This is a genomic window from Streptomyces sp. NPDC097129 (assembly GCF_055668065.1).
Window position 1 is genome coordinate 236,178 of record NZ_JBVOQE010000011.1, and the last position, 23,774, is coordinate 259,951.

A 23,774-nucleotide genomic window follows, 5' to 3' on the forward strand; every position below is an offset into this window, starting at 1 on the left:
TGTCAGCCCTTGAACTCCACGTCGGTGATGGCCTGCTTCCAGCCCGCGCTGCTGTAGCCGTCCGAGGGCGCGCTCGGCACCGCGGTGATCCACAGCAGGACGTACTGCGTCTTCACCGTCTTCGACGCCTTCACGGTGAGCGAGGTGCCACTCGTGGTGGCCGTGCCGATCTCCTTCATGCCGTCGACCGACGTGGACGGCGTCAGGGAGTCGGTGGCATACAGATGCACCGTCGTGTGGTCACCGGCGTACCGGAGCGCTATCGACGCGGACTGGACCTCCTGCGCCGAGCCGAGGTCGTAGACGATGCCCACGCCCGGCTTGTACGGGGCGAGTGTGGGGCCCTCGTTGTAGCGCTTGGTGCGCCAGTACGTGGAGCTGTCACCGTCGTAGGTCTTGTCCACGTCCAGGGGTGCCTGGGGCGAACCCTCCGCCACGTACTCCTGGGCGTTCTTGATCGCGATGGGTTTGACCGGCCGGGTCTGGTCGTCGCCCTTGCCGTTGCCGTCCGTGGTCTGGGTCTGGTCGGTCTGGTCCGACGTGCCGCCCCGGTCCATCAGAGCGTCCGCGAGCTGCCAGCTGCCCAGGCCCAGCGCGGCGATCAGCAGGGCGGACACCGCCCACTTCAGCGCCTTGCCGGTACGGCTCTGCAGCGGAGGCGGCGGTGCGGGCACCGGCTGCGTGACGCCGGGGTGCGGTGAGGGGCGGCCGTAGGAGCCCTGCTGGTACGTCGTGCGCTGGTATTCGGGCGGTGCGGTGAACGCCGGCTCGGGCGGGCGGATGCGGGGCATCTCACCGATCGCCTTGACCAGCTCCTCCGGCGTGGTGCACGGCGCCTCGTGCCGGGAGGCGGTGGCGCCGTCGTTGGCGAGGGCACGCATGGCGAGTTCGGACAGACCGCGGTGGACTCCGGCCCGAACCTGGTCGGGCGGGATCAGACCGAGGTCCTTGGGCAGCCCGGACAGACCGTAGGCGTCGTTCTCGTACGGCCAGCGCTGGGTGAGCGTCGCGTACAGCAGAGCGCCGATCGCCTCGGTGTCGGTGCGCTGCGGGGTGTCGGAGCTGATCCCGCGCAGCGCGGCGTTGACGGCCAGGCCGCGGATGCGCCACTGACCGGTGGAGGTGCGCAGCACGGCGTTGGGGTTCAGGCGCAGATGGGCGAGGCCCTCGCGGTGGGCGGCGGCCATGGCGGCGCCGATCTGACTGACCATCTGGTAGGCGTCGTGCGGCTCCAGCGGGCCGGCGGACAGCAGCGTCGTCAGTTCGGTGGCGTCGGGCAGCCACTCGTGGACGACGTAGACGAGGTCGTTCTCCTCGACGGCGTCCAGGACCTGCACGAAGCGGGGGTCGCCGAGCAGTGCGGAGGAGCGGGCCGCCGCCAGCACGGAGCGGGCCCGCGCGTGGTCGGCCGGCAGGACGTGGATACCGACGGCACGGCGCAGTTTCTCGTCGACCGCACGCCAGCTGCTGAATCCGTCCAGACGGGTGACGCATTCCTCGAGTCGGTAGCGTCTGGCCAGTTTGTGACCGCTGTGGAGCTCGGGCGGTGAGGCCTTCCCGGGACGTTCCGCCGTCCCGCCACTCCCCTGTGCCTCGTCGATGTCCGTTTCCCGCTCCCGGTTCTGGGCCACCCCGTCGGCCGTGGACTGGTCCGCCTGTGCGGTCAGCGACTCATCGTCGCTGTTGTCTGCCACGTCGACGGCAGCCGTACTCCGTTCCGCCACCGTCGTCCCTGCCTCCCCATCTTTTGCGCGCCGTGCCACGACGAGCGCGCCGTCCGACGCCGAAACCAATTGTGCCCACAGTCCGCCGCTATGCACGACACACGGTGGCGGCCGTTGGTTGTGCGCCTACCCCTTCTCAGCGGCCCAGTCGTCCGCGCACCATACCGACGAGCGAGTTCAGCTCCTCGATGCGCATCCGGCGGGCGGCCGCGTAGAAGACGCCGAGCAGGACGAGTCCGCCCGCCAGCAGGGCCGCCAAGGAGCCGGCCACGCCCTGTCCGAGCGCGTGCCCGATGCCGTAGCAGGCGGCGCCGCTGAGCGCGGCGGCCGGGACCGAGGCGATGCACAGCCGCGCGTAGGTGCGCAGGACCTGGGCGCCGTCCAGGTCGCCGCCGAGGCGCTTGCGCAGACGCGCCCACGCGACACCGACACCGATGGCGTAGGCGAGGCCGTAGGCGGCGGCCATGCCGACGACGGCCCAGCGGGCCGGGAGCAGGAAGTAGCACAGCGCCGAGGCGCCGGCGTTGACGACCGCCACGATGACCGTGTTGTAGAAGGGCGTGCGGGTGTCCTCGTAGGCGTAGAAGGCGCGCAGGACGACGTACTGCACGGAGTACGGGATCAGGCCGAGAGCGAAGGCCATCAGCATGTAGCCCATGTTGGTGGCCTCGCCGGTGCCGGCCGAGCCGAAGATCAGCGTGCACATCGGGATGCCGAGGGCGAGGAAGCCGAAGGCGATGGGCACGATCGCGACGGCCGTGGTGCGCAGGCCCTGCGAGATGTCGTCACGGACGGCGCCCGTGTCGTCCTCGGCCGCCGAGCGGGAGATGCGCGGCAGCAGGGCCGCCATCAGCGACACCGTGATGATCGCCTGCGGCAGGCCCCAGATCAGCTGGGCGTTCGCGTAAGCGGCGAAGCCGGTGCCGTTGACGGGGGACGCCTTGCCGGCGGAGGTCGACAGCTGGGAGACGACCAGCGCGCCGGCCTGGTTGGCGAGGACGAAGAGGAAGGTCCACTTGGCGAGAGTGGCGGCCTTGCCCAGGCCGTGGCCGCGCCAGTCGAAGCGCAGCCGCAGCCGGAACCCGGTCTCCCGCAGGTAGGGGATCATCGCCAGGGCCTGCACGACCAGGCCGAGCAGAACGCCCACACCGAGCAGGCGCTGGCCCTCCGGCGGGATGTTGGTGACCTTCATGCCGGAATGCTCGGCGGTGCCGTACACCCAGATGAACATGGCCAGCGTCACGATGATGACGATGTTGTTCAGGACCGGGGTCCACATCATCGCGCCGAACTTGCCGCGCGCGTTGAGGATCTGCCCCATCACGACGTGGACGCCCATGAAGAAGATCGAGGGCAGGAAGTAGCGCACGAAGGTGATCCCGACCGCGTTGGAGGCGGGGTCGGAGGCGACCGAGTCGGACAGCAGCCGGATCAGCAGGGGCGCGGCGAAGACCGCCGCCACCGTGAGCAGGCCGAGCGCGACCATGACCAGGGTCAGCAGCCGGTTGGCGTAGGACTCGCCGCCGTCCTCGTCCTCCCTCATCGAGCGCACCAGCTGCGGCACGAAGACGGAGTTCAGACCGCCGCCGACGGTCAGGATGTAGATCATCGTCGGCAGCTGGTAGGCGACCTGGAAGGTGTCACCGAGGACGCCGATGCCCAGCGCGGACGCGATCAGCGCGGAGCGGACGAAGCCGGTCAGGCGGGAGACCATCGTCCCCGCCGCCATCACGGCGCTCGACTTCAGCAGACCGCCGGCGCGGCCGGCCTTCTTCGCCGGCGCGGCGGGCACAGCCGCTGGAGCCTGCACATCGGTCGCCACGTCGGCCGAGGCGTCCGCGGTGACGGGCTGTGCGGCGGGCGTGGCACCGAGGTGGAGCGTCTGCTCGGCGGAGGTCGGCGGTGCCTGGTGCGGCGGTCCCGCGGGCCCCTGTCCGGCGCCCGGCGCGGCCGCCGGGCCCGGCACCGACGACTGCTGCTCGTAGGACGGGTGGCCGGCGCTCTGCTGCTGGTCGCGGAAGAGGTGGGCGAAGGCATCCGGCTCGTGGCGACCCTCACCGGCCTGGCCGACCAGGTCGTCCACCCCGACGTACTGGGTGGTGCGGGGATCGTCGCCGAAGGGGAGGTACTGCGTCGGCCCGTCCGGTTCCGGCGCGGGCGTCTGGGCCCACACGTGCGGGTCCGGGGCGTACGGCGACTGCTGCGGCTGCGCGTACAGCTGCTGTGCCGGCGGGAAGGTGCCCGGCGGGGGCGGCGGGTGCGCGGCACGGTCGTAGAGCGCCTCGGCGACCGGGTCCTGGGCTGAGAGGTCCTGCCCGCGGTAGGGGTCCTGGTCGTAGGCGTCCTGGAGATACATGTCCGCGGGGTGCTGCGGCGGTACCGGGCCGTCCTCGGGCGGCGGGCCCTCGGGGTGGCCCGAGCCGCCCACGGCCTGGCCGCGGTCACCGTCGTACGGCGCGTTCATGGTTACCCCACCTCATCGTCCCGGGCCCACCGGCCACGACATCCTCAACGGTCCACTCTCTCACCCGTCCCGGACGGGTCGGGGTTTTCCGCTGCGGTGTCCGGTGTCGGGTCACTCGGCTGCGTACCGTCTGCCCCCGGGCGGGGGGCGGACTCTTGCGTGAGACGGTCCCGGGGGCCTTCCGGGTTCTCCCCGGCGGCCTCCGTGTCGCCCGGCTCGTCGCCCGGCTCGTCGGCCGGCTCGTCGGCCGGCTCGTCGGCCGGGGCGGCGTTCGGCGGCACCCCGGTTTCCTCGGCGGCGCGGGCAGCGGCCCGCTTGCGCTGGGTGTACATCCGGAAGCCGGCCAGGACGAGCAGCAGGACACCGCCGCCGATGACCAGCATCACCGTGGCGGTGATCTCGGTGACCTTCACGTCGAAGTAGACGGGGGAGCCGTACTTGCGGCCGTCCTCCGTGAACAGCTGGGCGATCACCGTGGTCTGGCCGTTGACGTTCGCGGACGTGGTGAACTTCACCGTCTGGCTGTGTCCGCCGGAGACCGTGACCCGCTGCTCGTCGAAGGCCCCCCCGCCGATCTTCAGACGGGTGGGATTGGTCGAGGTCAGGCGCAGCACCAGGTGGTCGGAACCCTGGAGCAGGTTGTTCTGCACGGACACCGGGATGGTGGCGCTGCGTCCGGACAGCTTGGTGTCGGACTTGTCGATCAGCTTCACCTGGTGGGCGAGCGTGTCCAGGTAGTCCTCCACGCCCCGGCGGAACCCCCGCGCCTCCGCGTTCCGCCCCCGCCACGACGTGGACATCTCGCGGTTCATGGCCCGCCCGAAGGGGGTCACGACCCGGGATGGGTCCGTGAGGATCACCTGGAAGTTGTCGAGCTTGTCCTGCGTGGTCGCGATCTGCGCGAAGGCCGAGCGCGGCAGCTCCTGCCGCCGCAGCGACGACGGGTACGCCGACCCCGAGGGGATGGCCGTGGTGGCGTCCGGGTCGGGTTTGGCCTTCGCTGCCGCCGTCAGCTGCTGGGGCTGAGACCACGTGCTGCCCTGGAGCGCCGCCACGGCTTCCGCCATCGCCTGCGCCTGGCTCGCGGTCGGCATCCGCTGCGGGGCGACGACGATGCTGCGCTCCTTGTCGGACTGCTGGTTCAGCGCGAGGCTCTGCGCGAGGAACTCCTGCACGGCGAGCGAGGAGGCGGAGGCCGAGGTCAGGTCGCCCTGGAACTGTGTGGACAGCCGGGCGTCGGCCACGACCGCCGTGGTGCCGCCGCCGACGGGGCGGGCGGCGGACGGCGTGTAGGGCAGCCCGGCGGTCTCCCGGAAGCTGTCGCTGCGCGCGATCACCTTGTCGGCGCCCGCGGAGGTGGCGACCTTCACGATCGACGGGTCGACGGCGCCGGCCACGGGCCAGGCGAAGTCGGTGGTCGGCGTGACGTGCAGCACGGTCTGCACGGTGAGCGTCGCGACGTCGGTGGCCGCCTTGAGCTGGCTGAGCGAACCGGTCACGCCGGTGCCGTTGTGGGCGAGGGACGCCAGGTCCGGGTCACCGAACGGCAGGGCGACGACCTCCTTGCCCGCCACCGCCTGCTGCAGCTCGGTGAGCCACTGCTTGGCGACGGCCTGGTTGCGGCCCGGCGTCGTGGTCCCGTCGGCGTTCCGGATCTTGTAGCTGCCCGCCATCGCGTCCACGGACGCCAGCAGGTCGGGGTCGATCACCCAGGTCACGTCGATGCTCTTGCCCAGCGCGACCATCTGCTCCAGGCGGCCGCCCGGGGCGATCTCCTTGGCCAGGTCGTCGTTGAGGAAGACCGGCGTCTGCTGCTCGCCGGGGCTCGTCTCGGCGGTCATCCGCACCGGCGACATCAGCGGCCACAGGACGGTCGTCTTCGTTTTGGTGTCCGCCTCGTCGGGCTGCCAGGGCAGGAAGGTCCGCTGGATGCCCAGGACCTGTTCCCACGACTGCGTGGCGGTCTTGCCGGAGAGCGAGACACCGAGCTGGTAGACGCCGTCACCGCCGAGGTCCAGCTTGTCCACGGGTACGGAGATGCTGAAGTGCTCGGCGACACCGGGGGTGAGCCTCGCGAACTTGGTGAGGTAGGTGCCACCGATCTCCGAGCCGTCGGCGCCGGGGCTGTAGGCGCCGCGCTCGGCGGAGGCGTCGATCTCGGAGCGGGTGGACAGCTCCGGACCGACCCGCAGCCCCACGTGGGCGTCGGTGACAGGCTGCCGGCCGTTGTTCGTCACGGTGCCGGAGACCGTCAGGGTGTCGCCGTCGGAGAGAGCGCTGGGGGTGAGCGAGTCCACGGCCACGGACACCGTGCGCGACCCCGAGGCGTCGGGCGCCGCGTGCGGTGCGGCCTGGGCGGACGGTGCGGCGGGCAGCTGCAGCAGCCCGGCCAGCAGGGGCACCCCCGTGAGCAGGGCGGCGGTGCGCCGCAACCAGCGGCGGGCAGGTGAGGGACTGGTCCCCTGGATGTCTGCCGCCTCGGCCACGCGCTCGCCCGTCCCTCGTCGTCGTCAGTGGTCGTCGGAATGTGCGTCCACGCATGGTAACGATGCGCGCTGAGTGGAAGTGCCGCGGTCTGCGCCACAAGATCAGCGACGGGCTGCGCCGCAAAGCCGGCCACGCCTCGCGCCCCAAGATCAGCCGCAGGCCGCTGCCCCATGAGGTCAGGAGACGGCGCACCTGCGGTGCAGATCCCGACATGGATCCCTATAAGCATGGATCCTTGTAAAGAGGAGCGCTTCTCTGCGCGGCCCGCCGGTGCACGTACCCTGTTCTGTTGTGCCGAACGCCAACGAAGACACTCCCACTGCCCTGAGTCAGGCGCAGCAGCGCGCGGTGAGCGAACTGCTGCGGGTGGCCCCCGTCGCCGACGACCTCGCCCGCCGTTTCCAGCAGGCGGGCTTCTCGCTCGCCCTGGTCGGCGGCTCGGTACGCGACGCGCTGCTCGGCCGGCTCGGTAACGACCTGGACTTCACGACCGACGCCCGGCCCGAGGACGTCCTGAAGATCGTGCGGCCCTGGGCGGACGCCGTCTGGGAGGTCGGGATCGCCTTCGGCACGGTGGGTGTGCAGAAGTCCGGCTACCAGATCGAGATCACCACCTACCGCTGCGAGGCCTACGACCGCACCTCCCGCAAGCCGGAGGTGTCCTACGGCGACTCCATCGAGGAGGACCTCGTCCGCCGCGACTTCACGGTGAACGCGATGGCCGTCGCGCTGCCGGAGAAGGAGTTCATCGACCCGCACGGCGGTCTGGTGGACCTGGCGGCGCGCGTGCTGCGCACCCCGGGCACCCCGGAGGCGTCCTTCTCCGACGACCCGCTGCGCATGATGCGGGCCGCGCGCTTCGCCGCCCAGCTCGACTTCGAGGTCGCGCCCGAGGTGGTGACGGCGATGACTCAGATGGCCGAGCGGATCGAGATCGTCTCGGCGGAGCGGGTGCGGGACGAGCTGAACAAGCTCATCCTCTCCGCCCACCCGCGCAAGGGCCTGGCCCTGCTCGTGGACAGCGGGATCGCCGAGCGGGTCCTGCCCGAGCTGCCGGCCCTGCGGCTGGAGAGCGACGAGCACCACCGGCACAAGGACGTCTACGACCACACGCTGATCGTTCTGGAGCAGGCGATCGCCCTGGAGGAGGACGGCCCCGACCTGACGCTCCGGCTGGCCGCGCTGCTGCACGACATCGGCAAGCCGAGGACGCGCCGCTTCGAGAAGGACGGCCGGGTCTCGTTCCACCACCACGAGGTGGTCGGCGCGAAGATGACCAAGAAGCGGCTGACGGCGCTGAAGTACTCCAACGAGCTGGTCAAGGACGTCTCCCGGCTGGTCGAACTCCACCTGCGCTTCCACGGCTACGGCATGGGTGAGTGGACGGACTCCGCGGTGCGGCGCTACGTCCGTGACGCCGGCCCCCTCCTGAGCCGTCTGCACAAGCTGACGCGTTCCGACTGCACCACCCGCAACAAGCGCAAGGCGGCCGCCCTGTCCCGTGCCTACGACGGCCTGGAGGAGCGCATTGCCCAGCTGCAGGAGCAGGAGGAGTTGGACGCGATCCGCCCGGACCTCGACGGCAACCAGATCATGGAGATCCTGGGCGTCGGTCCCGGCCCGCTGATCGGCCAGGCCTACAAGCACATGCTGGAGCTCCGCCTGGAGAACGGCCCGATGGAGCACGACCAGGCAGTGGCCGCCCTGAAGGACTGGTGGTCCGAGCAGGGCTGAACCAACGGAACGGGGTCGTGTTTCACGTGAAACACGACCCCGGGTACGTCGCAGGGGCGGTGTTTCACGTGAAACACCGCCCCTGCGTGCGTTGACCGCGAATGCGTTACTTCTTGACCTCGTCCAGGCACAGCACCACGTCGTGAGCGCTGCCCGACTGGACGTACCAGACCGGCGCGATGCCCTCGCACTTGTTCTCGTCGCTGGAGAACTCGAACTTCTTCACGACCTTGTACTGCGCGTCGGTCGAGGAGCAGTCGACTTCCTCGAGCTTCGCGTCGGTGTCCGTGCCCTTGTTGTGCATGCAGGAGCCGACCGACGTCGTCTCCGCGTCGCTGCGGCTCATGAACCAGCTGATGCCGAAGACGCCGCCGAACTTCACCAGGGCGATGATGATCGCGACGACAATGCCGGAGATCACCTTCAGGACCTTCTTCCCGCCCTTCTTCGCCGGAGCGGCCGGCACCGGCGGCGGGACCGGGGCGCCGGGGGCGCCCGGGCCGGCCTGGTTCGGGAACGGGGCGTAGGGCGCGCCCTGCGGCGGGATGCCGGGCTGACCAGGCTGCTGACCCACGGGCGGGGGAGGCGTCTGGGCGTACGGGTTCTGGCCGTGGGGCGGCGGAGTGGTCACTTTGGGGGTCCCCCTCGAACGTGGGTGCGCAGCGCGCTAGATAAGACCCACGTAAATTACTGGGTCCTTGTGGCCACTTTGCTTTCCCGAGTTCACTCTGTGGCTTGGATGTGACACTTACCGGCGCCGAAAACGTGCCATAGCCAGGGCAACCGCCCCATAAACCAAGGCCACCGTCACCACGAGCGGAGCGGAGCGCCCGTCAGGTGGCAGCATCAGCGCGGCAACACCGGCCGCAGCCACGAAAGCGACGTTGAACAGCACGTCGTAAACGGAGAAGACACGGCCGCGGAAGGCGTCGTCGACCGTCGACTGCACCACGGTGTCCGTGGCGATCTTCGCCGCCTGGGTCACCAGTCCCAGCACGAACGCAGCGACGAGCACGGGACCCTGGCGGAACGTCAGGCCCAGCGCCGGCACCAGCACCGCCGCGCAGGCCGAGCAGACCTGGATCCAGCGCACCGGCCCGAGCAGGCCCACGGCGGACGGGGACACGACGGCCGCCGCGAAGAAGCCCGCACCCGAGACGCCGACAGCCAGTCCCAGCAGCGCCAGCCCCCGGTCCGCGTCGGAGGTCCAGGCGTACCGGCACAGCATCAGCACGGTGACGGTCAGGGCGCCGTAGCAGAACCGCATCAGCGTCACCGCGGCCAACGCCCAGATCGCCTCGCGGCGTTGCGGTGCGGCGAGGTGGCGCGCGCCCGCGGCGAGCCCGCGTGCGGTGCCCCGTACCGCCTGCGCGAACCGCGGCCGTACCAGTGCCCGCTCGGGGCCCAGGAGTCCGACGGCCAGGCGCAGTGAGGCGAGCGCGGAGCACAGGTACAGGGCCGCGCCCAGCAGCGCCACCGCGGCGTCGGAGCCCGCGGCCATCAGGCGTACGACGAAGGCCAGTCCGCCGCCGGCGGTCGCGGCGAGTGTTCCCGCGGTCGGGGACAGCGAGTTGGCCATCACCAGCCGCTCGGCGTCGACCACGCGCGGCAGGGCGGCGGACAGGCCCGCGAGCACGAACCGGTTGACCGCGGTGACGCACACCGCGGAGACGTAGAAGAGCCAGTCGGGGACGTGAGCGACCATCAGGGCGGCCGTCACCGTCGCCATCAGGGCGCGCAGCAGGTTGCCGTGGACGAGGACCTGCCGGCGGCGCCAGCGGTCCAGCAGGACGTCCGCGAAGGGGCCCACCAGGGAGTAGGGCAGCAGCAGGATCGCCATGGCGGAGGCGATCGCGGCGGGTGAGGTCTGCTTCTCGGGCGAGAACACGACGTAGGTGGCGAGGCCGACCTGGTAGATCCCGTCCGCGCCCTGGGAGAGCAGCCGTACCGTGAGAAGGCGCCGGAAGTCCCCGAAGCGGAGCAGCACGCGAAGATCACGGACGACGGCCATGCGGCACAGCCTCACACACGGAAGGGTCCCCGGGGCACATCGCCCCAGGGACCCTTCCGGCCCTGGCAGGAGCTATCGGCGCTGTGTCAGCGCTCGACCTCGCCGCGGATGAACTTCTCGACGTTCTCGCGGGCGATGTCGTCGAAGTACTGCACCGGCGGCGACTTCATGAAGTAGGAGGACGCCGACAGGATCGGGCCACCGATGCCGCGGTCCTTGGCGATCTTCGCGGCGCGCAGGGCGTCGATGATGACGCCGGCGGAGTTCGGGGAGTCCCAGACCTCGAGCTTGTACTCCAGGTTCAGCGGCACGTCACCGAAGGCGCGGCCCTCGAGGCGGACGTAGGCCCACTTGCGGTCGTCGAGCCAGGCGACGTAGTCGGACGGGCCGATGTGGACGTTCTTCTCGCCGAGGTCCCGGTCGGGGATCTGGGAGGTGACGGCCTGCGTCTTGGAGATCTTCTTGGACTCCAGGCGCTCACGCTCGAGCATGTTCTTGAAGTCCATGTTGCCGCCGACGTTCAGCTGCATCGTGCGGTCCAGGACGACACCGCGGTCCTCGAACAGCTTCGCCATGACGCGGTGCGTGATGGTGGCGCCGACCTGGGACTTGATGTCGTCACCGACGATCGGGACGCCCGCCTCGGTGAACTTGTCCGCCCACTCCTTGGTGCCGGCGATGAAGACCGGGAGGGCGTTGACGAAGGCGACCTTGGCGTCGATGGCGCACTGGGCGTAGAACTTCGCCGCGTCCTCGGAACCGACGGGCAGGTAGCAGACCAGGACGTCGACCTGCTTGTCCTTGAGGACCTGGACGACGTCGACCGGCTCGGCGTCCGACTCCTCGATGGTCTGGCGGTAGTACTTGCCGAGGCCGTCGAGGGTGTGGCCGCGCTGGACCGTCACACCGGTGGTGGGCACGTCGCAGATCTTGATGGTGTTGTTCTCGGAGGCGCCGATGGCGTCCGAGAGGTCGAGGCCGACCTTCTTGGCGTCGACGTCGAAGGCGGCGACGAACTCGACGTCCTTGACGTGGTATTCGCCGAACTGGACGTGCATCAGGCCCGGCACCCTGGACGCCGGGTCGGCGTCCTTGTAGTACTCGACTCCCTGCACCAGCGAGGCGGCGCAGTTGCCCACGCCGACGATGGCTACGCGCACCGAACCCATTCCGGTTGCTCCCTGTGTGTACGAGTGATGCCCTGGTGGGCGCTCACGTGGCGGTGTCGTCGGGCGTATCCGTCCGGGGGGTGTCCCCGGTACGGGGCAGGCCGCCCGACGCTCCAGATGTTCTGTCCTGCTGAGCGGCCCCTCCGGCGGAACGCATGTCCCTTCCGGCCCGCTCGCTCTCGATGAGCTCGTTCAGCCAGCGCACTTCGCGCTCCACGGACTCCATTCCGTGGCGCTGGAGCTCGAGGGTGTAGTCGTCGAGGCGCTCCCGGGTGCGCGCCAGTGAGGCGCGCATCTTCTCCAGCCGCTCCTCCAGCCGGCTGCGGCGGCCTTCGAGGACGCGCATCCGGACGTCGCGCGAGGTCTGCCCGAAGAAGGCGAAGCGAGCGGCGAAGTGCTCGTCCTCGTACGCGTCGGGGCCCGTCTGCGACAGCAGTTCCTCGAAGTGGTCCTTGCCCTCCGCCGTCAACCGGTAGACGATCTTGGCGCGGCGCCCCGCGAGCGGAGCGGCCAGGGCGTCCTCGCTGCCCGGTGCCGCCTCCTCCGTCAACCAGCCGTTGGCGACCAGCGTCTTGAGGCAGGGGTAGAGCGTCCCGTAGCTGAAGGCACGGAACACACCCAGCGACGTATTGAGTCGTTTGCGCAGCTCATAGCCGTGCATCGGGGATTCGCGGAGCAGGCCGAGTACGGCGAACTCGAGGATGCCGGAACGCCGGCTCATCGTCGCCTCCTCTCTGCCGCGACCCGAGTGACGGGTGCCGTGACGGTCCTTATGCCGAGCTGATGTATCGACTCGATACATCAGCACGATAGATCGGCCTGGCGAGTGCGACAAGAGGAGCGACGGTGAACGGGATCACATCACTGATTCGTCACAACTGAGTTGCCTGATTTGGGGTGAACTTCGGGACTCGGCGGGTTTTGACGGTGCGTAGTCTGTGCGCCATGCAGACCACCGGGAACCGAGTGACGCCTGAGGGCGTCATCGTCCTCGGTGCAGTACGGGTGAATGCGAAACCGACCACATCCGTACTTCGGGGGGACCGGAAACCAGCCGCCGTTTCCAGGCGCGCACGGGCGCGCCTGCCCTAGGAGTAATCGTTCGATGAGCGAGCACCGTCGCAAACCGCCACAGCCGCAGGGAGGCGGACGTGCCGCGGGCCGACGCGGTACGTCCGGCTCGTCCTCCGGCCGCCGGGCGGCACCGCGAGGCGCCAGCGGGTCTCCGTCCGACGCGTACGAGTCGGGTGCCTACGGGTCGGAAGGTGAGGAGCGGCCCTACGGCGGGCGCGCCGAGGCCCGCAGAGCGGCGCAGAGAGGCGGTGGCCGGCGCCGAGCGGCCGATCCGGGCCAGGGCGGGCGCCGTCCGGCCCCCGCCGGTCCGGGACGGGGCCGCGGACGTGCGGCCGACCCCGGCAAGAAGCGCTTCATCGACTACCCGCGCGCGGGCAAGTACGGCTGGCGCCGCTGGGTGCCGTCGTGGAAGCTCGTGTCCGGTCTCTTCATCGGCTTCCTCGGCAGCCTGGTGGCCGTTGCGGGCATCGCATACGCCATGGTGAGCGTCCCGAACCTGGCCGATACCGCGACCGCGCAGAACAACGTCTACTACTGGTCCGACAAGAGCCAGATGGTCGCGACGGGCGGTGAGACCAACCGCCAGATCATCAACCTCGCGCAGATCCCCAAGGCGATGCAGTTCGCCGTGGTCTCGCAGGAGAACAAGACCTTCTACACCGACAGCGGCATCGACCCCAAGGGCATCGCCCGGGCCGTGCTGAACATGGCGCGCGGCGGCGAGACGCAGGGTGGCTCGACCATCACCCAGCAGTACGTGAAGAACGCGATGCTCAACGACCAGTCGCAGACCGTCTCGCGCAAGGTCAAGGAGATCTTCGTCGCGATCAAGGTGGGGGCCACGGTCGACAAAGACAAGATCATGGCCGGCTATCTGAACTCCGCGTACTACGGGCGCAACGCCTACGGCATCCAGGCGGCCGCGCGCGCCTACTTCAACAAGGACGCCGTCGACCTGAACCCCGGCCAGTGCGCGTTCCTGTCCGCGATGCTCAAGGGCGCCACCTACTACGACCCGGCCGGCGCCACCTCGATCGACCCTGCGGCCACGGCCGACGCCAACGCCAAGCGCGCCCTGAACCAGATGCAGGACACGCTGGACAAGATGGTCAAGTACGGCCACCTCAGCGCCGCGGAACGCGACAAGTACCGGACCCTCCCCACGGTGCAGAACCCGCGCTCCAACACCCGGCTCAGCGGTCAGATCGGCTACCTGGTCGACCTGGCGAACAGCTACCTGGTCACCCACAGCGGCGAAACCACTGTCACCCAGCAGAAGCTGCGTGAGGGCGGCCTGTCGATCTACACCACCTTCGACAAGAAGAAGGTCCAGGAGCTCGAGGCCTCCGTCACCAAGGTGCAGAAGGCCAACATCAAGCCGAAGCTGCGTCCCGAAGACACCCACGTCCAGTTCGGCGGGGCGTCCGTGGACCCGGGCACCGGTGCCATCAAGGCGATCTACGGTGGTGAGGACGCGACCAAGCACTTCACCAACAACGCCGACGCCACCGGTGCCCAGGTGGGTTCGACCTTCAAGCCGTTCGTTCTGGCCGCCGCCATGGAGTGGGGCAAGCGCGACCCCAAGCTGGGACCGGACCAGCCCCAGGACGCGCGCACCATCGTCTCCCCCGAGAGCCTGTACAACGCCAAGAACAAGCTGAAGATCAAGGACTACCAGGGCAACGTCTGGACGAACGAGAAGGGCCAGGAGTGGCTGCAGACCAACGACGGCCAGAAGTCCTACGGTGACCCGCCCAAGTACCTGATCGACCTGCGCGAGGCCATGCGGGAGTCGGTGAACTCCCCCTTCGTCCAGCTCGGCATGGACGTCGGCCTCGACAAGGTGAAGCAGGCCGCCATCGACGCGGGCCTGCTGGAGACCAGCCTGGCCGGTACCAGCTACCCGTCCTTCTCGATCGGTACCTCCGACCCCAGTGCGATCCGTATGGCGGGCGCGTACGGCACCTTCGCCGCCAGCGGCCACCAGCGCGACCCGTACTCGGTCGACAAGGTCGTCAGCAAGGACGGTGTGACCTACGAGCACAAGACCAAGACGAAGCAGGCCTTCAGCTCGAAGGTCGCCGACAACGTCACCGACGTCCTGAAGACCGTGGTCGACAAGGGAACGGGTACCGCCGCCAAGCTCCCTGGCCGCGACGTCGCCGGCAAGACGGGTACCACCGACGGCAACAAGTCCGCCTGGTTCGTGGGCTACACCCCGCAGCTGTCCACGGCGATCACCATGTTCCGGTACGACGACGACGCGTCGAACAAGAACCGGACGTTTCTCGAGATGTTCGGCACCGGTGGCCAGAAGAAGATCCACGGCGCCTCCTTCCCGGCGCAGATCTGGCACGACTACATGGCGGAGGCGCTGAAGGGCGAGCCGTCCGTGCCGTTCCCGGCGCCCGAGCCCATCGGCGAGATCATCAACCAGCAGCCCTCTCCGACGCCCACTCCGTCGGCGACGGAGACAGAGACGGAGAGCCCGTCGCCGACGCCGTCGCCCAGCCATAGCGACACCAGTCCGTCGCCGTCGCCGAGCGAGTCCTGCAAGCCCTGGGACTGGGCCTGCGACCCGTCCACCGGCGGGGCGACCGGCGGTGGCACCGATACCGGCGGCACGGACGGTGGTGTATCGACCTCGCCGTCGCCGTCCGACAGCAGCGGCGGCACCCCGCGGGGCAACCAGAACGGTGGCGGAGGCGGCCTCTTCGGAGGCCCGGCCGGATAGCCGCCGATCACCCGACACGGGTGTTTCACGTGGAACATCCCGACGTTTCACGTGAAACACGGGCCGCCGCACCGACTCAGGTGCGGCGGCCCTCGGCGTTTTCCCAGTCTCGTACGGCAGGATGTGCCCCATGCCCAGCGCAGAATCGACGCCGACGAGCGTGCACGAGCCGGACCCGGTGCGGCCGACCCGGGACGACAAGGTCGCCGCGGCCGGCAGCGAGCTGATCGGCGGTCCCCTCGGACGGCGCGCCCTGACCGGGGCCTCCTGGTGGACGCCCGTCCGGATCGTCGCCCTGGTGGCGATCGGCATGTTCGCCCTCGGGCTGGTGCAGAAGGCGCCCTGCTACAACGGCGCCTGGTTCTTCGGAGCCAGCTCGCAGTACACGCACGCCTGCTACTCCGACATCCCGCACCTGTATCAGGGGCGCGGCTTCGCGGACGGCCTGGTGCCGTACTTCGACAAGCTGCCCGGCGACATGGACTACCTCGAGTACCCGGTGCTGACCGGCGTCTTCATGGAGGTGGCGGCCTGGCTGACGCCCGGCAGCGGCAGCATCCAGCACCAGGAGCAGTGGTACTGGATGGTCGACGCCGGGATGCTGATGGTCTGCGCGGCCGTCATCGCCGTCTGCGTCTCCCGCACCCACGCCCGCCGGCCCTGGGACGGCCTGCTCGTCGCTCTGGCACCCGCCTACGTCCTGACAGCCACCATCAACTGGGACCTGCTCGCCGTCGCCCTGACGGCCGCCGCGATGCTGATGTGGTCCCGGGGCCGTTCCCTGGCCTTCGGAGTCCTGCTCGGGCTCGCCACGGCCGCCAAGCTCTACCCGCTCTTCCTGCTCGGCCCGCTGCTGGTGCTGTGTTGGCGTGCGGGCAAGTGGCGGGACTTCGGCCAGGCCGTGATCGGCGCGGCCGTGTCGTGGCTCGTGGTGAACCTGCCGGTGATGCTCTTCGCGTTCGAGGGCTGGTCGAAGTTCTACCGGTTCAGCCAGGAGCGGGGCGTCGACTTCGGTTCGTTCTGGCTGATCATGGCCCAGAACTCCAGCCATCCGCTGAGCACCGACACCGTCAACACGCTCGCCACGGTCCTGATGCTCCTGTGCTGCCTCGGCATCGCCGTCCTCACCTTCACCGCACCGCGCCGCCCCCGGTTCGCCCAGCTCGCGTTCCTGATCGTGGCCGCGTTCATCCTCACCAACAAGGTCTACTCCCCGCAGTACGTCCTGTGGCTGGTGCCGCTGGCCGCGCTGGCCCGGCCCAAGTGGCGGGACTTCCTCATCTGGCAGGCGTGCGAGGTGGCGTACTTCCTCGGCATCTGGATGTACCTCGCGTACACCACCAGCGGAGACGCCCACAAGGGCCTGCCGACCGACGGCTACCACTGGGCGATCGGCGTGCACCTGCTGGGGACGCTGTACCTGTGCGCCGTCGTGGTGCGGGACATCCTCATGCCGGAGCGGGACGTGGTGCGCCGCGCCGGTGACGACGACCCCTCCGGCGGAGTCCTCGACGGCGCGGAGGACGTGTTCGTCCTCGGACCCGCCGCCCATCCCCCGCGGCACGCCGTCCACTTCGACACCCCGACGGTGCGGTGGGGCAACGGCGGTGACCCGGCCGGGGGTTCGCTCTGAGCGAACAGCAGTGGGCGGCGCCCCGGGGCCGCACGACAAAGGCCGTACACGGGCGCTCCCGTGTACGGCCTTACGCGTGTTCGCCGTGCCGGCTCAGCGGTCCATGATCCGGTCGAACTGCGTGGTGGTGTGCCGCAGATGGGCCACCAGCTCGTCGCCGACCTGCGGCTCGGACGCGTCGGAAGGCACGAACAGGATGGACACCTGCATATGCGGAGGCTCGGCGAACCAGCGCTGCTTGCCGTCCCAGACGAACGGAGAAAGGTTCCGGTTCACGGTGGCGAGACCGGCGCGCGCGACGCCCTTGGCGCGCGGCATGACGCCGTGCATCGCCTTCGGAGCCTCCAGCCCCACCCCGTGCGAGGTACCGCCCGCGACGACGACCAGGAAGCCGTCGGAAGCCGCCTTCTGCTGCCGGTAGCCGAAGCGGTCGCCCTTGGACACGCGCGTGACGTCCAGGACCGCGCCGCGGTACTCGGTTGCCTCGTGATCGCCCAGCCACAGCCGCGTGCCGATACGGGCCCGGAACCGGGTCTGCGGGAACTGCTGCTGCAGCCGCTGCAGTTCGTCGGCCTTGAGGTGGCTGACGAACATCGTGTGCAGCGGCAGCCGGGCAGCACGCAGCCGGTCCATCCAGCCGATGACCTCCTCGACGGCGTCGGAGCCGTCGGTACGGTCCAGCGGCAGATGGATGGCGAAGCCCTCCAGCCGGACGTTCTCTATGGCGGCGTGGAGCTGCGGAAGGTCCTGCTCGCTGATGCCGTGCCGCTTCATCGAGGACATCACCTCGATGACCACGCGGGCGCCCACCAGGCCGTACACGCCGTCGATGGACGAGACCGAGCGCACCACGCGGTCGGGCAGCGGAACCGGTTCCTCGCCGCGCCGGTACGGGGTCAGCACCAGCAGGTCGCCGCTGAAGAAGTCCTTGATCCGGGCGGCCTCGTACGTCGTGCCGACGGCGAGCAGGTCCGCACCCAGGCGCGTGGCCTCCTCGGCCAGCCGCTCGTGGCCGAAGCCGTAGCCGTTGCCCTTGCAGACCGGGACCAGCCCCGGGAACTGCTCCTGCACGTGCTTGTGGTGCGCCCGCCAGCGCGCGGTGTCGACGTAGAGCGTGAGCGCCATGGCCGGACCTGGAACCTTTCTCGTGGTCTGCGTGTGTCAGAGGTATGGAAGCACTGAACGGGGCGTCAGCGGCGCGACATGTAGATGTCGAGCGCCTTGTGGAGCAGCTTGTTCAGCGGGAAGTCCCACTCGCCGAGGTACTCGGCGGCCTGGCCGCCCGTGCCGACCTTGAACTGGATCAGGCCGAAGAGGTGGTCGGACTCGTCCAGCGAGTCGGAGATGCCGCGCAGGTCGTAGACGGTCGCGCCGAGCGCGTAGGCGTCGCGCAGCATCCGCCACTGCATCGCGTTCGAGGGCCGGACCTCGCGGCCGATGTTGTCGGAGGCGCCGTAGGAGTACCAGACGTGCCCGCCGACGATCAGCATCGTGGCCGCCGCCAGGTTCACACCGTTGTGGCGGGCGAAGTACAGCCGCATGCGGTTGGGGTCCTCGCTGTTGAGGGCCGACCACATGCGCTGGAAGTACGACAGCGGGCGTGGCCGGAAGTGGTCGCGCACGGCCGTGATCTCGTACAGCCGCTGCCACTCCTCCAGGTCGTGGTAGCCGCCCTGGACGACCTCGACGCCGGCCTTCTCCGCCTTCTTGATGTTGCGGCGCCACAGCTGGTTGAAGTTCTTGTGCACCTCTTCCAGCGAGCGGTTCGCCAGCGGCACCTGGAAGACGTAGCGGGGCTGGACGTCACCGAACCCGGCGCCGCCGTCCTCGCCCTGCTGCCAGCCCATACGGCGCAGCTTGTCGGCCACCTCGAAGGCGCGCGGCTCGATGAAGTCGGCCTCCAGGTCGCGCAGGCGCTTCACGTCCTGGTCCTGGATGCCCTTCTTGATGGTCTCGGCGTTCCAGCGCCGGATGACCACCGGCGGACCCATCTTCACCGAGAAGGCGCCCTGCTGCTTCAGATGGGCGAGCATCGGCTCGATCCAGTCCTGGAGGTTGGGCGCGAACCAGTTGATGACCGGGCCCTCGGGCAGGTAGGCGAGGTAGCGCTTGATCTTGGGCAGCTGCCGGTAGAGCACCATGCCCGCGCCGACCAGCTCACCGGTGCGGTCGTCGAACCAGCCGAGGCTCTCCGAGCGCCACTCCGCCTTCACGTCAGCCCACGCCGGGACCTGCATGTGACTAGCCGCCGGCAGGGTCTGGATGAAGGCCAGATGCTGCTCGCGACTGATGGTCCTCAGGGTCAGGCTCATTCGGGGCGCTCCTCGGGCTGGTGTGTCCCCATGGGTCAGGGGCTCCGGCTCTAGCGCCGAAGCCTACTGCGCCCGCGGAGCGCCCCGGCTGGGCGCACGGGACATCTCGCCCGGCCGCCGCGCGGCCGGGTGAGATGTGTGGTGCGGGAGAGGGAGGGGCCGGGTGGCGTCAGAGGAGGCCGCCGAAGAGGCCGCCGTGCGCCATGCCGAGCAGGAAACCGACACCGGACGCGCCCAGCCCCACGATGAGTCCGAAGCGCTCACGGGTGGTCACCGAGATCCACTGCCCGTAGGCACCGGTGAGGATGCCCACCAGACCGGCCCACGAGCTGAGCAGGTGCAGGTCGTCGGAGACCAGAGCCGTGATGAAGGCCAGCAGGCCGAGGACCACCGTCACGACGAGCAGCGTGTCCTGGAGAGGATGGGCCTTTCCGTCCGTGGCGAAAAGGCCGGAGGCGGTCTTGGGTCGCAATGCCTGTGCCATAGGGCACCTCCTGCGGAAGACGGCGCATCGTAGCGCCATACACACCCGATGTGTACAGATTGACGGCCTCCCCGGCCGGATTTCAACCGGAAGCCGGTGTGCGGGTAGTCTGTAACGTCTGCACCGGTGTCTGCCCGGGCCGCTTCAAGACCGGCCAGGGCGATGTCGCCGACTGACCTGGGTTGTCAGTGGCTGCCGATACCGTTGCGTACGCATCACAACCCTCCTGCCACGGAACGACCGTGGCCGTTGAGTCCAAAGGAGGTGGGTTCCACATGCGTCACTACGAGGTGATGGTCATCCTCGACCCCGATCTCGAGGAGCGCGCTGTCTCCCCGCTGATCGAGAACTTCCTCTCTGTCGTCCGTGATGGCGGCGGAAAGGTCGAGAAGGTCGACACCTGGGGCCGTCGTCGTCTCGCGTACGAGATCAAGAAGAAGCCCGAGGGCATCTACTCGGTCATCGACCTGCAGGCCGAGCCTGCGGTCGTCAAGGAGCTCGACCGGCAGATGAACCTGAACGAGTCGGTCCTCCGGACCAAGGTCCTCCGCCCCGAGATGCACTGAGCGTTTTCGCTCAGCTGATCCCGGGATCCGAGTAGCACCCCACAGCAGCCAGCAGCAATCCCGCCGAGAGGTTCCCCATGGCAGGCGAGACCGTCATCACGGTCATCGGCAATCTTGTCGACGACCCCGAGCTGCGCTTCACCCCCTCCGGTGCGGCGGTCGCGAAGTTCCGTATCGCGTCCACCCCCCGCACCTTCGACCGTCAGACCAACGAGTGGAAGGACGGCGAGAGCCTGTTCCTGACCTGCTCGGTCTGGCGCCAGGCGGCGGAGAACGTCGCGGAGTCGCTCCAGCGAGGCATGCGCGTCATCGTGCAGGGCCGGCTGAAGCAGCGGTCGTACGAGGACCGTGAAGGTGTCAAGCGCACGGTCTACGAGCTGGACGTCGACGAGGTCGGCCCCAGCCTGCGCAGCGCCACGGCCAAGGTCACCAAGACCGCCGGCCGCGGTGGCCAGGGCGGTTACGGCGGCGGTGGCGGCGGCGGCCAGCAGGGCGGCGGCGGCTGGGGCGGCGGCCCCGGCGGTGGCGGCCAGCAGGGCGGCGGCGCTCCTGCCGACGACCCGTGGGCTACCGGCGCTCCTGCCGGTGGCAACCAGGGCGGCGGCGGCTGGGGCGGAGCCTCCGGCGGCGCCGGCGGCGGTGGCGGCTACTCGGACGAGCCCCCCTTCTAGGCCTTCGGATCCGGTCCTTCGGGGCCGGTCCCGGTCGAGGGCGGGTCGTACCCAAACTTCTTGATCACACAGGAGAATCACCATGGCGAAGCCGCCTGTGCGCAAGCCGAAGAAGAAGGTCTGCGCTTTCTGCAAGGACAAGGTCACGTACGTGGACTACAAGGACACGAACATGCTGCGGAAGTTCATTTCCGACCGCGGCAAGATCCGTGCCCGCCGCGTGACCGGCAACTGCACGCAGCACCAGCGTGACGTCGCCACGGCCGTCAAGAACAGCCGTGAGATGGCGCTGCTGCCCTACACGTCCACCGCGCGCTAAGGGAAGGGTGACCGACCAATGAAGATCATCCTCACCCACGAGGTCTCCGGCCTCGGTGCCGCGGGCGACGTCGTCGACGTCAAGGACGGTTACGCTCGCAACTACCTGATCCCGCGGAACTTCGCGATCCGCTGGACCAAGGGTGGCGAGAAGGACGTCGAGCAGATCCGTCGTGCTCGCAAGATCCACGAGATCCAGACCATCGAGCAGGCCAATCAGGTCAAGGCCCAGCTCGAGGGCGTGAAGGTCCGTCTGGCCGTCCGCTCCGGCGACGCCGGCCGTCTCTTCGGTTCCGTCACCCCGGCCGACATCGCTTCCGCGATCAAGGCGTCGGGTGGCCCCGAGGTCGACAAGCGCCGCATCGAGCTCGGTTCGCCGATCAAGACGCTGGGCGCCCACGAGACGTCCGTGCGTCTGCACCCCGAGGTTGCCGCCAAGGTCAACATCGAGGTCGTCGCGGGCTGATCACCTCGTGATCGCTGCGCTCGCTCGAGCCAGTGAAACGAGCCCGTGAGAGGGGCCGCACCCTTGAGGGTGCGGCCCCTTTTGCTTGCCGGGGGCTGCCCTGGCAGGGGACGCGGAGTGGTGTTTCACGTGAAACGGTGAGCGGGTTGTCGACTCAGCGGACTGTGTCGAGTGAAGGGCGCTGACCGTTTCACGTGAAACGGTCAGCGTGTCGCGCCCGTCACGAGCCAGTGGCCCGAGCGGGTGCGCAGCCAGAGGGTGACCAGCCGCACCGTCATCATCAGCGTCATCGCCGCCCACAGCGCGGTCAGCCCGCCGCCCAGCGTCGGGACGAGCAGCGCGACCGGGGCGAAGACGGCCAGGGTGAGCAGCATCGCCCAGGCGAGATACGGTCCGTCGCCGGCGCCCATCAGGACACCGTCCAGGACGAACACGACGCCGGAGACCGGCTGGGAGAGCGCCACGATCAGCAGCGCGGGGAGCGCGGTGTCCGTCACCGAGGAGTCGCTGGTGAAAAGCGGCAGGAAGAGCGGACGGGTGAGTACGACCAGGACGCCGAGGACGACGCCGACCGCGATGCCCCACTCCACCATGCGCCGGCAGGCGGCTCGGGCGCCGTCGGTGTCTCCCGCGCCGAGGTAGCGGCCGATGATGGCCTGCCCGGCGATGGCGATGGCATCGAGGGCGAAGGCGAGCAGGCTCCACAGCGACAGGATGATCTGGTGGGCGGCGATGTCGGCGTCGCCGAGGCGTGCGGCCACGGCGGTGGCGATCATCAGGATCGCGCGCAGGGACAGCGTGCGTACCAGGAGCGGCACGCCTGCCTGGGCGGAAGCGCGGATGCCCGCGGCGTCGGGTCGCAGGGAGGCGCCGTGCCTGCGAGCACCGCGGATCACCACCGTGAGGTAGACGGCGGCCATGGCGCACTGGGCGATGACGGTTCCCCACGCCGAGCCCGCGATGCCGAGACCGGCGCCGTAGACGAGGCCCGCGTTCAGGGCGCCGTTGGCGACGAAGCCGCCGACAGCGACGTAGAGCGGTGTCTTCGTGTCCTGCAGCCCGCGCAGCACACCGGTCGCGGCGAGCACGACGAGCATGGCGGGGATGCCGAGTGCGGAGATCCGCAGATAGGTGGTGGCGTACGGTGCCGCGGTGGACGAGGCGCCGAAGAGGTCGACGATCGCCGGGGCCAGCGGAAGGACGAGGGCGATTACGGCCGCGCCGAGCAGGATCGCCAGCCAGATGCCGTCCATGCCCTGGCGGATGGCGGCCGGGAGATCACCGGCGCCCACGCGGCGGGCCACGGCGGCCGTGGTCGCGTAGGCGAGAAAGACGAACACGCTCACCGCGGTGGTGAGCAGCGCGGAGGCGACGCCGAGCCCGGCGAGCTGGGCGGTGCCGAGGTGGCCCACGATGGCGCTGTCGGCCATGACGAAGAGAGGCTCGGCGACGAGGGCACCGAAGGCCGGAACGGCCAGGGCGACGATCTCGCGGTCATGGCGGCGGCGGGTGACCCTGGTGGTCGCGGGAGCCTGTGTCATGCGCACCAATCTAGTCGTCCACAGGTAAGAGATGCAATGCACTAATGACCCTTACTGACCGTATCGGCGGGTGTCTTCTCGCGCAGTGTTCGAAGTGATCTTGGGCCGACTGGGAAAGTTTTTCTTCTGCACAGCCGGTGGACGCCGAAACCGCAGGTCAGGCGCGTTGCGTCGATGGCGGAGCGAGCTTGTTCACAGCGCTGTCCACCGGGTCGTGCACAGGTTTCGCGGACTTCTCCACAGCATCGGGGCCGTCGTCCACATGGCCTGTGGATAACCAGATTGGCTGATGCCCCCGTGGGGCCTACCGTTGTCCGGCGCCCGCTCCGTCCGCCCGTGGCAGAAACGCCACAAAACCGACGCGTTGCAAGTGGAGTCGGGCCTCT

General features: G+C 69.5%; 18 protein-coding genes. 7 read left to right on the forward strand and 11 right to left on the reverse strand.

Annotation, left to right across the window (positions count from 1 at the left end; translation table 11 throughout):
* Positions 1–2 precede the first annotated feature (2 nt).
* From AC0B9F_RS29165 to AC0B9F_RS29175, 3 genes are all read right to left on the reverse strand, one after another.
* Positions 3–1,724, reverse strand: a complete 1,722-nt coding sequence (locus AC0B9F_RS29165) for a protein kinase family protein (protein WP_472007587.1) — start codon at positions 1,722–1,724, stop codon at positions 3–5.
* Between the two features lie 136 nt (positions 1,725–1,860).
* Complete coding sequence (gene murJ / locus AC0B9F_RS29170) at positions 1,861–4,188, reverse strand: murein biosynthesis integral membrane protein MurJ (RefSeq protein ID WP_472007588.1); 2,328 nt, start codon at positions 4,186–4,188, stop codon at positions 1,861–1,863.
* A 44-nt stretch (positions 4,189–4,232) separates the two neighbouring features.
* A complete protein-coding gene (locus AC0B9F_RS29175) occupies positions 4,233–6,674 on the reverse strand; it encodes a DUF6049 family protein (protein WP_472007589.1) in 2,442 nt (813 codons plus the stop codon).
* 292 nt (positions 6,675–6,966) lie between these two features.
* Here AC0B9F_RS29175 and AC0B9F_RS29180 point away from each other — a divergent pair, with 292 nt between their 5' ends.
* Positions 6,967–8,409 (forward strand): CCA tRNA nucleotidyltransferase, encoded by a 1,443-nt coding sequence (locus tag AC0B9F_RS29180; RefSeq protein ID WP_472007591.1) that lies wholly within the window; start codon positions 6,967–6,969, stop codon positions 8,407–8,409.
* 106 nt (positions 8,410–8,515) lie between these two features.
* Here AC0B9F_RS29180 and AC0B9F_RS29185 read toward each other — a convergent pair whose 3' ends face one another.
* The 4 genes from AC0B9F_RS29185 to AC0B9F_RS29200 all read right to left on the reverse strand — a co-directional run bounded on the left by AC0B9F_RS29185 (position 8,516) and on the right by AC0B9F_RS29200 (position 12,310).
* Positions 8,516–9,040: an LppU/SCO3897 family protein gene (locus AC0B9F_RS29185; protein WP_472007593.1), complete on the reverse strand. Its 525-nt coding sequence runs from the start codon at positions 9,038–9,040 to the stop codon at positions 8,516–8,518.
* Positions 9,041–9,157: 117 nt separating this feature from the next.
* Positions 9,158–10,420, reverse strand: coding sequence for an MFS transporter (locus AC0B9F_RS29190; RefSeq protein ID WP_472007594.1), 1,263 nt, complete (start codon positions 10,418–10,420; stop codon positions 9,158–9,160).
* 86 nt (positions 10,421–10,506) lie between these two features.
* Positions 10,507–11,589, reverse strand: coding sequence for an inositol-3-phosphate synthase (locus tag AC0B9F_RS29195; protein ID WP_472007596.1), 1,083 nt, complete (start codon positions 11,587–11,589; stop codon positions 10,507–10,509).
* 43 nt (positions 11,590–11,632) lie between these two features.
* Complete coding sequence (locus AC0B9F_RS29200; protein WP_472007598.1) at positions 11,633–12,310, reverse strand: PadR family transcriptional regulator; 678 nt, start codon at positions 12,308–12,310, stop codon at positions 11,633–11,635.
* A 384-nt stretch (positions 12,311–12,694) separates the two neighbouring features.
* Here AC0B9F_RS29200 and AC0B9F_RS29205 point away from each other — a divergent pair, with 384 nt between their 5' ends.
* Both AC0B9F_RS29205 and AC0B9F_RS29210 read left to right on the forward strand, forming a co-directional pair.
* The gene (locus AC0B9F_RS29205; protein ID WP_472007599.1) at positions 12,695–15,397 is read left to right on the forward strand and encodes a transglycosylase domain-containing protein; all 2,703 of its coding nucleotides are present in this window, start codon (positions 12,695–12,697) and stop codon (positions 15,395–15,397) included.
* 130 nt (positions 15,398–15,527) lie between these two features.
* Positions 15,528–17,030 (forward strand): glycosyltransferase family 87 protein, encoded by a 1,503-nt coding sequence (locus AC0B9F_RS29210; RefSeq protein ID WP_472007600.1) that lies wholly within the window; start codon positions 15,528–15,530, stop codon positions 17,028–17,030.
* Positions 17,031–17,123: 93 nt separating this feature from the next.
* Here the strand turns inward: AC0B9F_RS29210 and AC0B9F_RS29215 are convergent, their stop codons facing one another.
* From AC0B9F_RS29215 to AC0B9F_RS29225, 3 genes are all read right to left on the reverse strand, one after another.
* Positions 17,124–18,155, reverse strand: coding sequence for an alanine racemase (locus tag AC0B9F_RS29215; RefSeq protein ID WP_472007602.1), 1,032 nt, complete (start codon positions 18,153–18,155; stop codon positions 17,124–17,126).
* Between the two features lie 65 nt (positions 18,156–18,220).
* Positions 18,221–19,342 (reverse strand): peptidoglycan bridge formation glycyltransferase FemX, encoded by a 1,122-nt coding sequence (femX, locus tag AC0B9F_RS29220; RefSeq protein ID WP_472007604.1) that lies wholly within the window; start codon positions 19,340–19,342, stop codon positions 18,221–18,223.
* 169 nt (positions 19,343–19,511) lie between these two features.
* Positions 19,512–19,826, reverse strand: a complete 315-nt coding sequence (locus AC0B9F_RS29225) for a hypothetical protein (RefSeq protein WP_472007606.1) — start codon at positions 19,824–19,826, stop codon at positions 19,512–19,514.
* Between the two features lie 275 nt (positions 19,827–20,101).
* Here AC0B9F_RS29225 and rpsF point away from each other — a divergent pair, with 275 nt between their 5' ends.
* The 4 genes from rpsF (at position 20,102) to rplI (ending at position 21,847) form a co-directional block, all read left to right on the forward strand.
* Positions 20,102–20,392, forward strand: a complete 291-nt coding sequence (gene rpsF / locus AC0B9F_RS29230) for a 30S ribosomal protein S6 (RefSeq protein WP_043502363.1) — start codon at positions 20,102–20,104, stop codon at positions 20,390–20,392.
* A 77-nt stretch (positions 20,393–20,469) separates the two neighbouring features.
* Positions 20,470–21,063: a single-stranded DNA-binding protein gene (locus AC0B9F_RS29235; protein WP_472007608.1), complete on the forward strand. Its 594-nt coding sequence runs from the start codon at positions 20,470–20,472 to the stop codon at positions 21,061–21,063.
* Positions 21,064–21,145: 82 nt separating this feature from the next.
* Positions 21,146–21,382, forward strand: coding sequence for a 30S ribosomal protein S18 (rpsR, locus tag AC0B9F_RS29240; protein ID WP_003949403.1), 237 nt, complete (start codon positions 21,146–21,148; stop codon positions 21,380–21,382).
* A gap of 18 nt (positions 21,383–21,400) precedes the next feature.
* On the forward strand, positions 21,401–21,847 hold the full coding sequence (gene rplI / locus AC0B9F_RS29245; protein WP_472007610.1) for a 50S ribosomal protein L9: 447 nt from the start codon (positions 21,401–21,403) through the stop codon (positions 21,845–21,847).
* 203 nt (positions 21,848–22,050) lie between these two features.
* Here rplI and AC0B9F_RS29250 read toward each other — a convergent pair whose 3' ends face one another.
* Positions 22,051–23,388, reverse strand: a complete 1,338-nt coding sequence (locus AC0B9F_RS29250) for an MATE family efflux transporter (protein ID WP_472007612.1) — start codon at positions 23,386–23,388, stop codon at positions 22,051–22,053.
* Positions 23,389–23,774 lie beyond the last annotated feature (386 nt).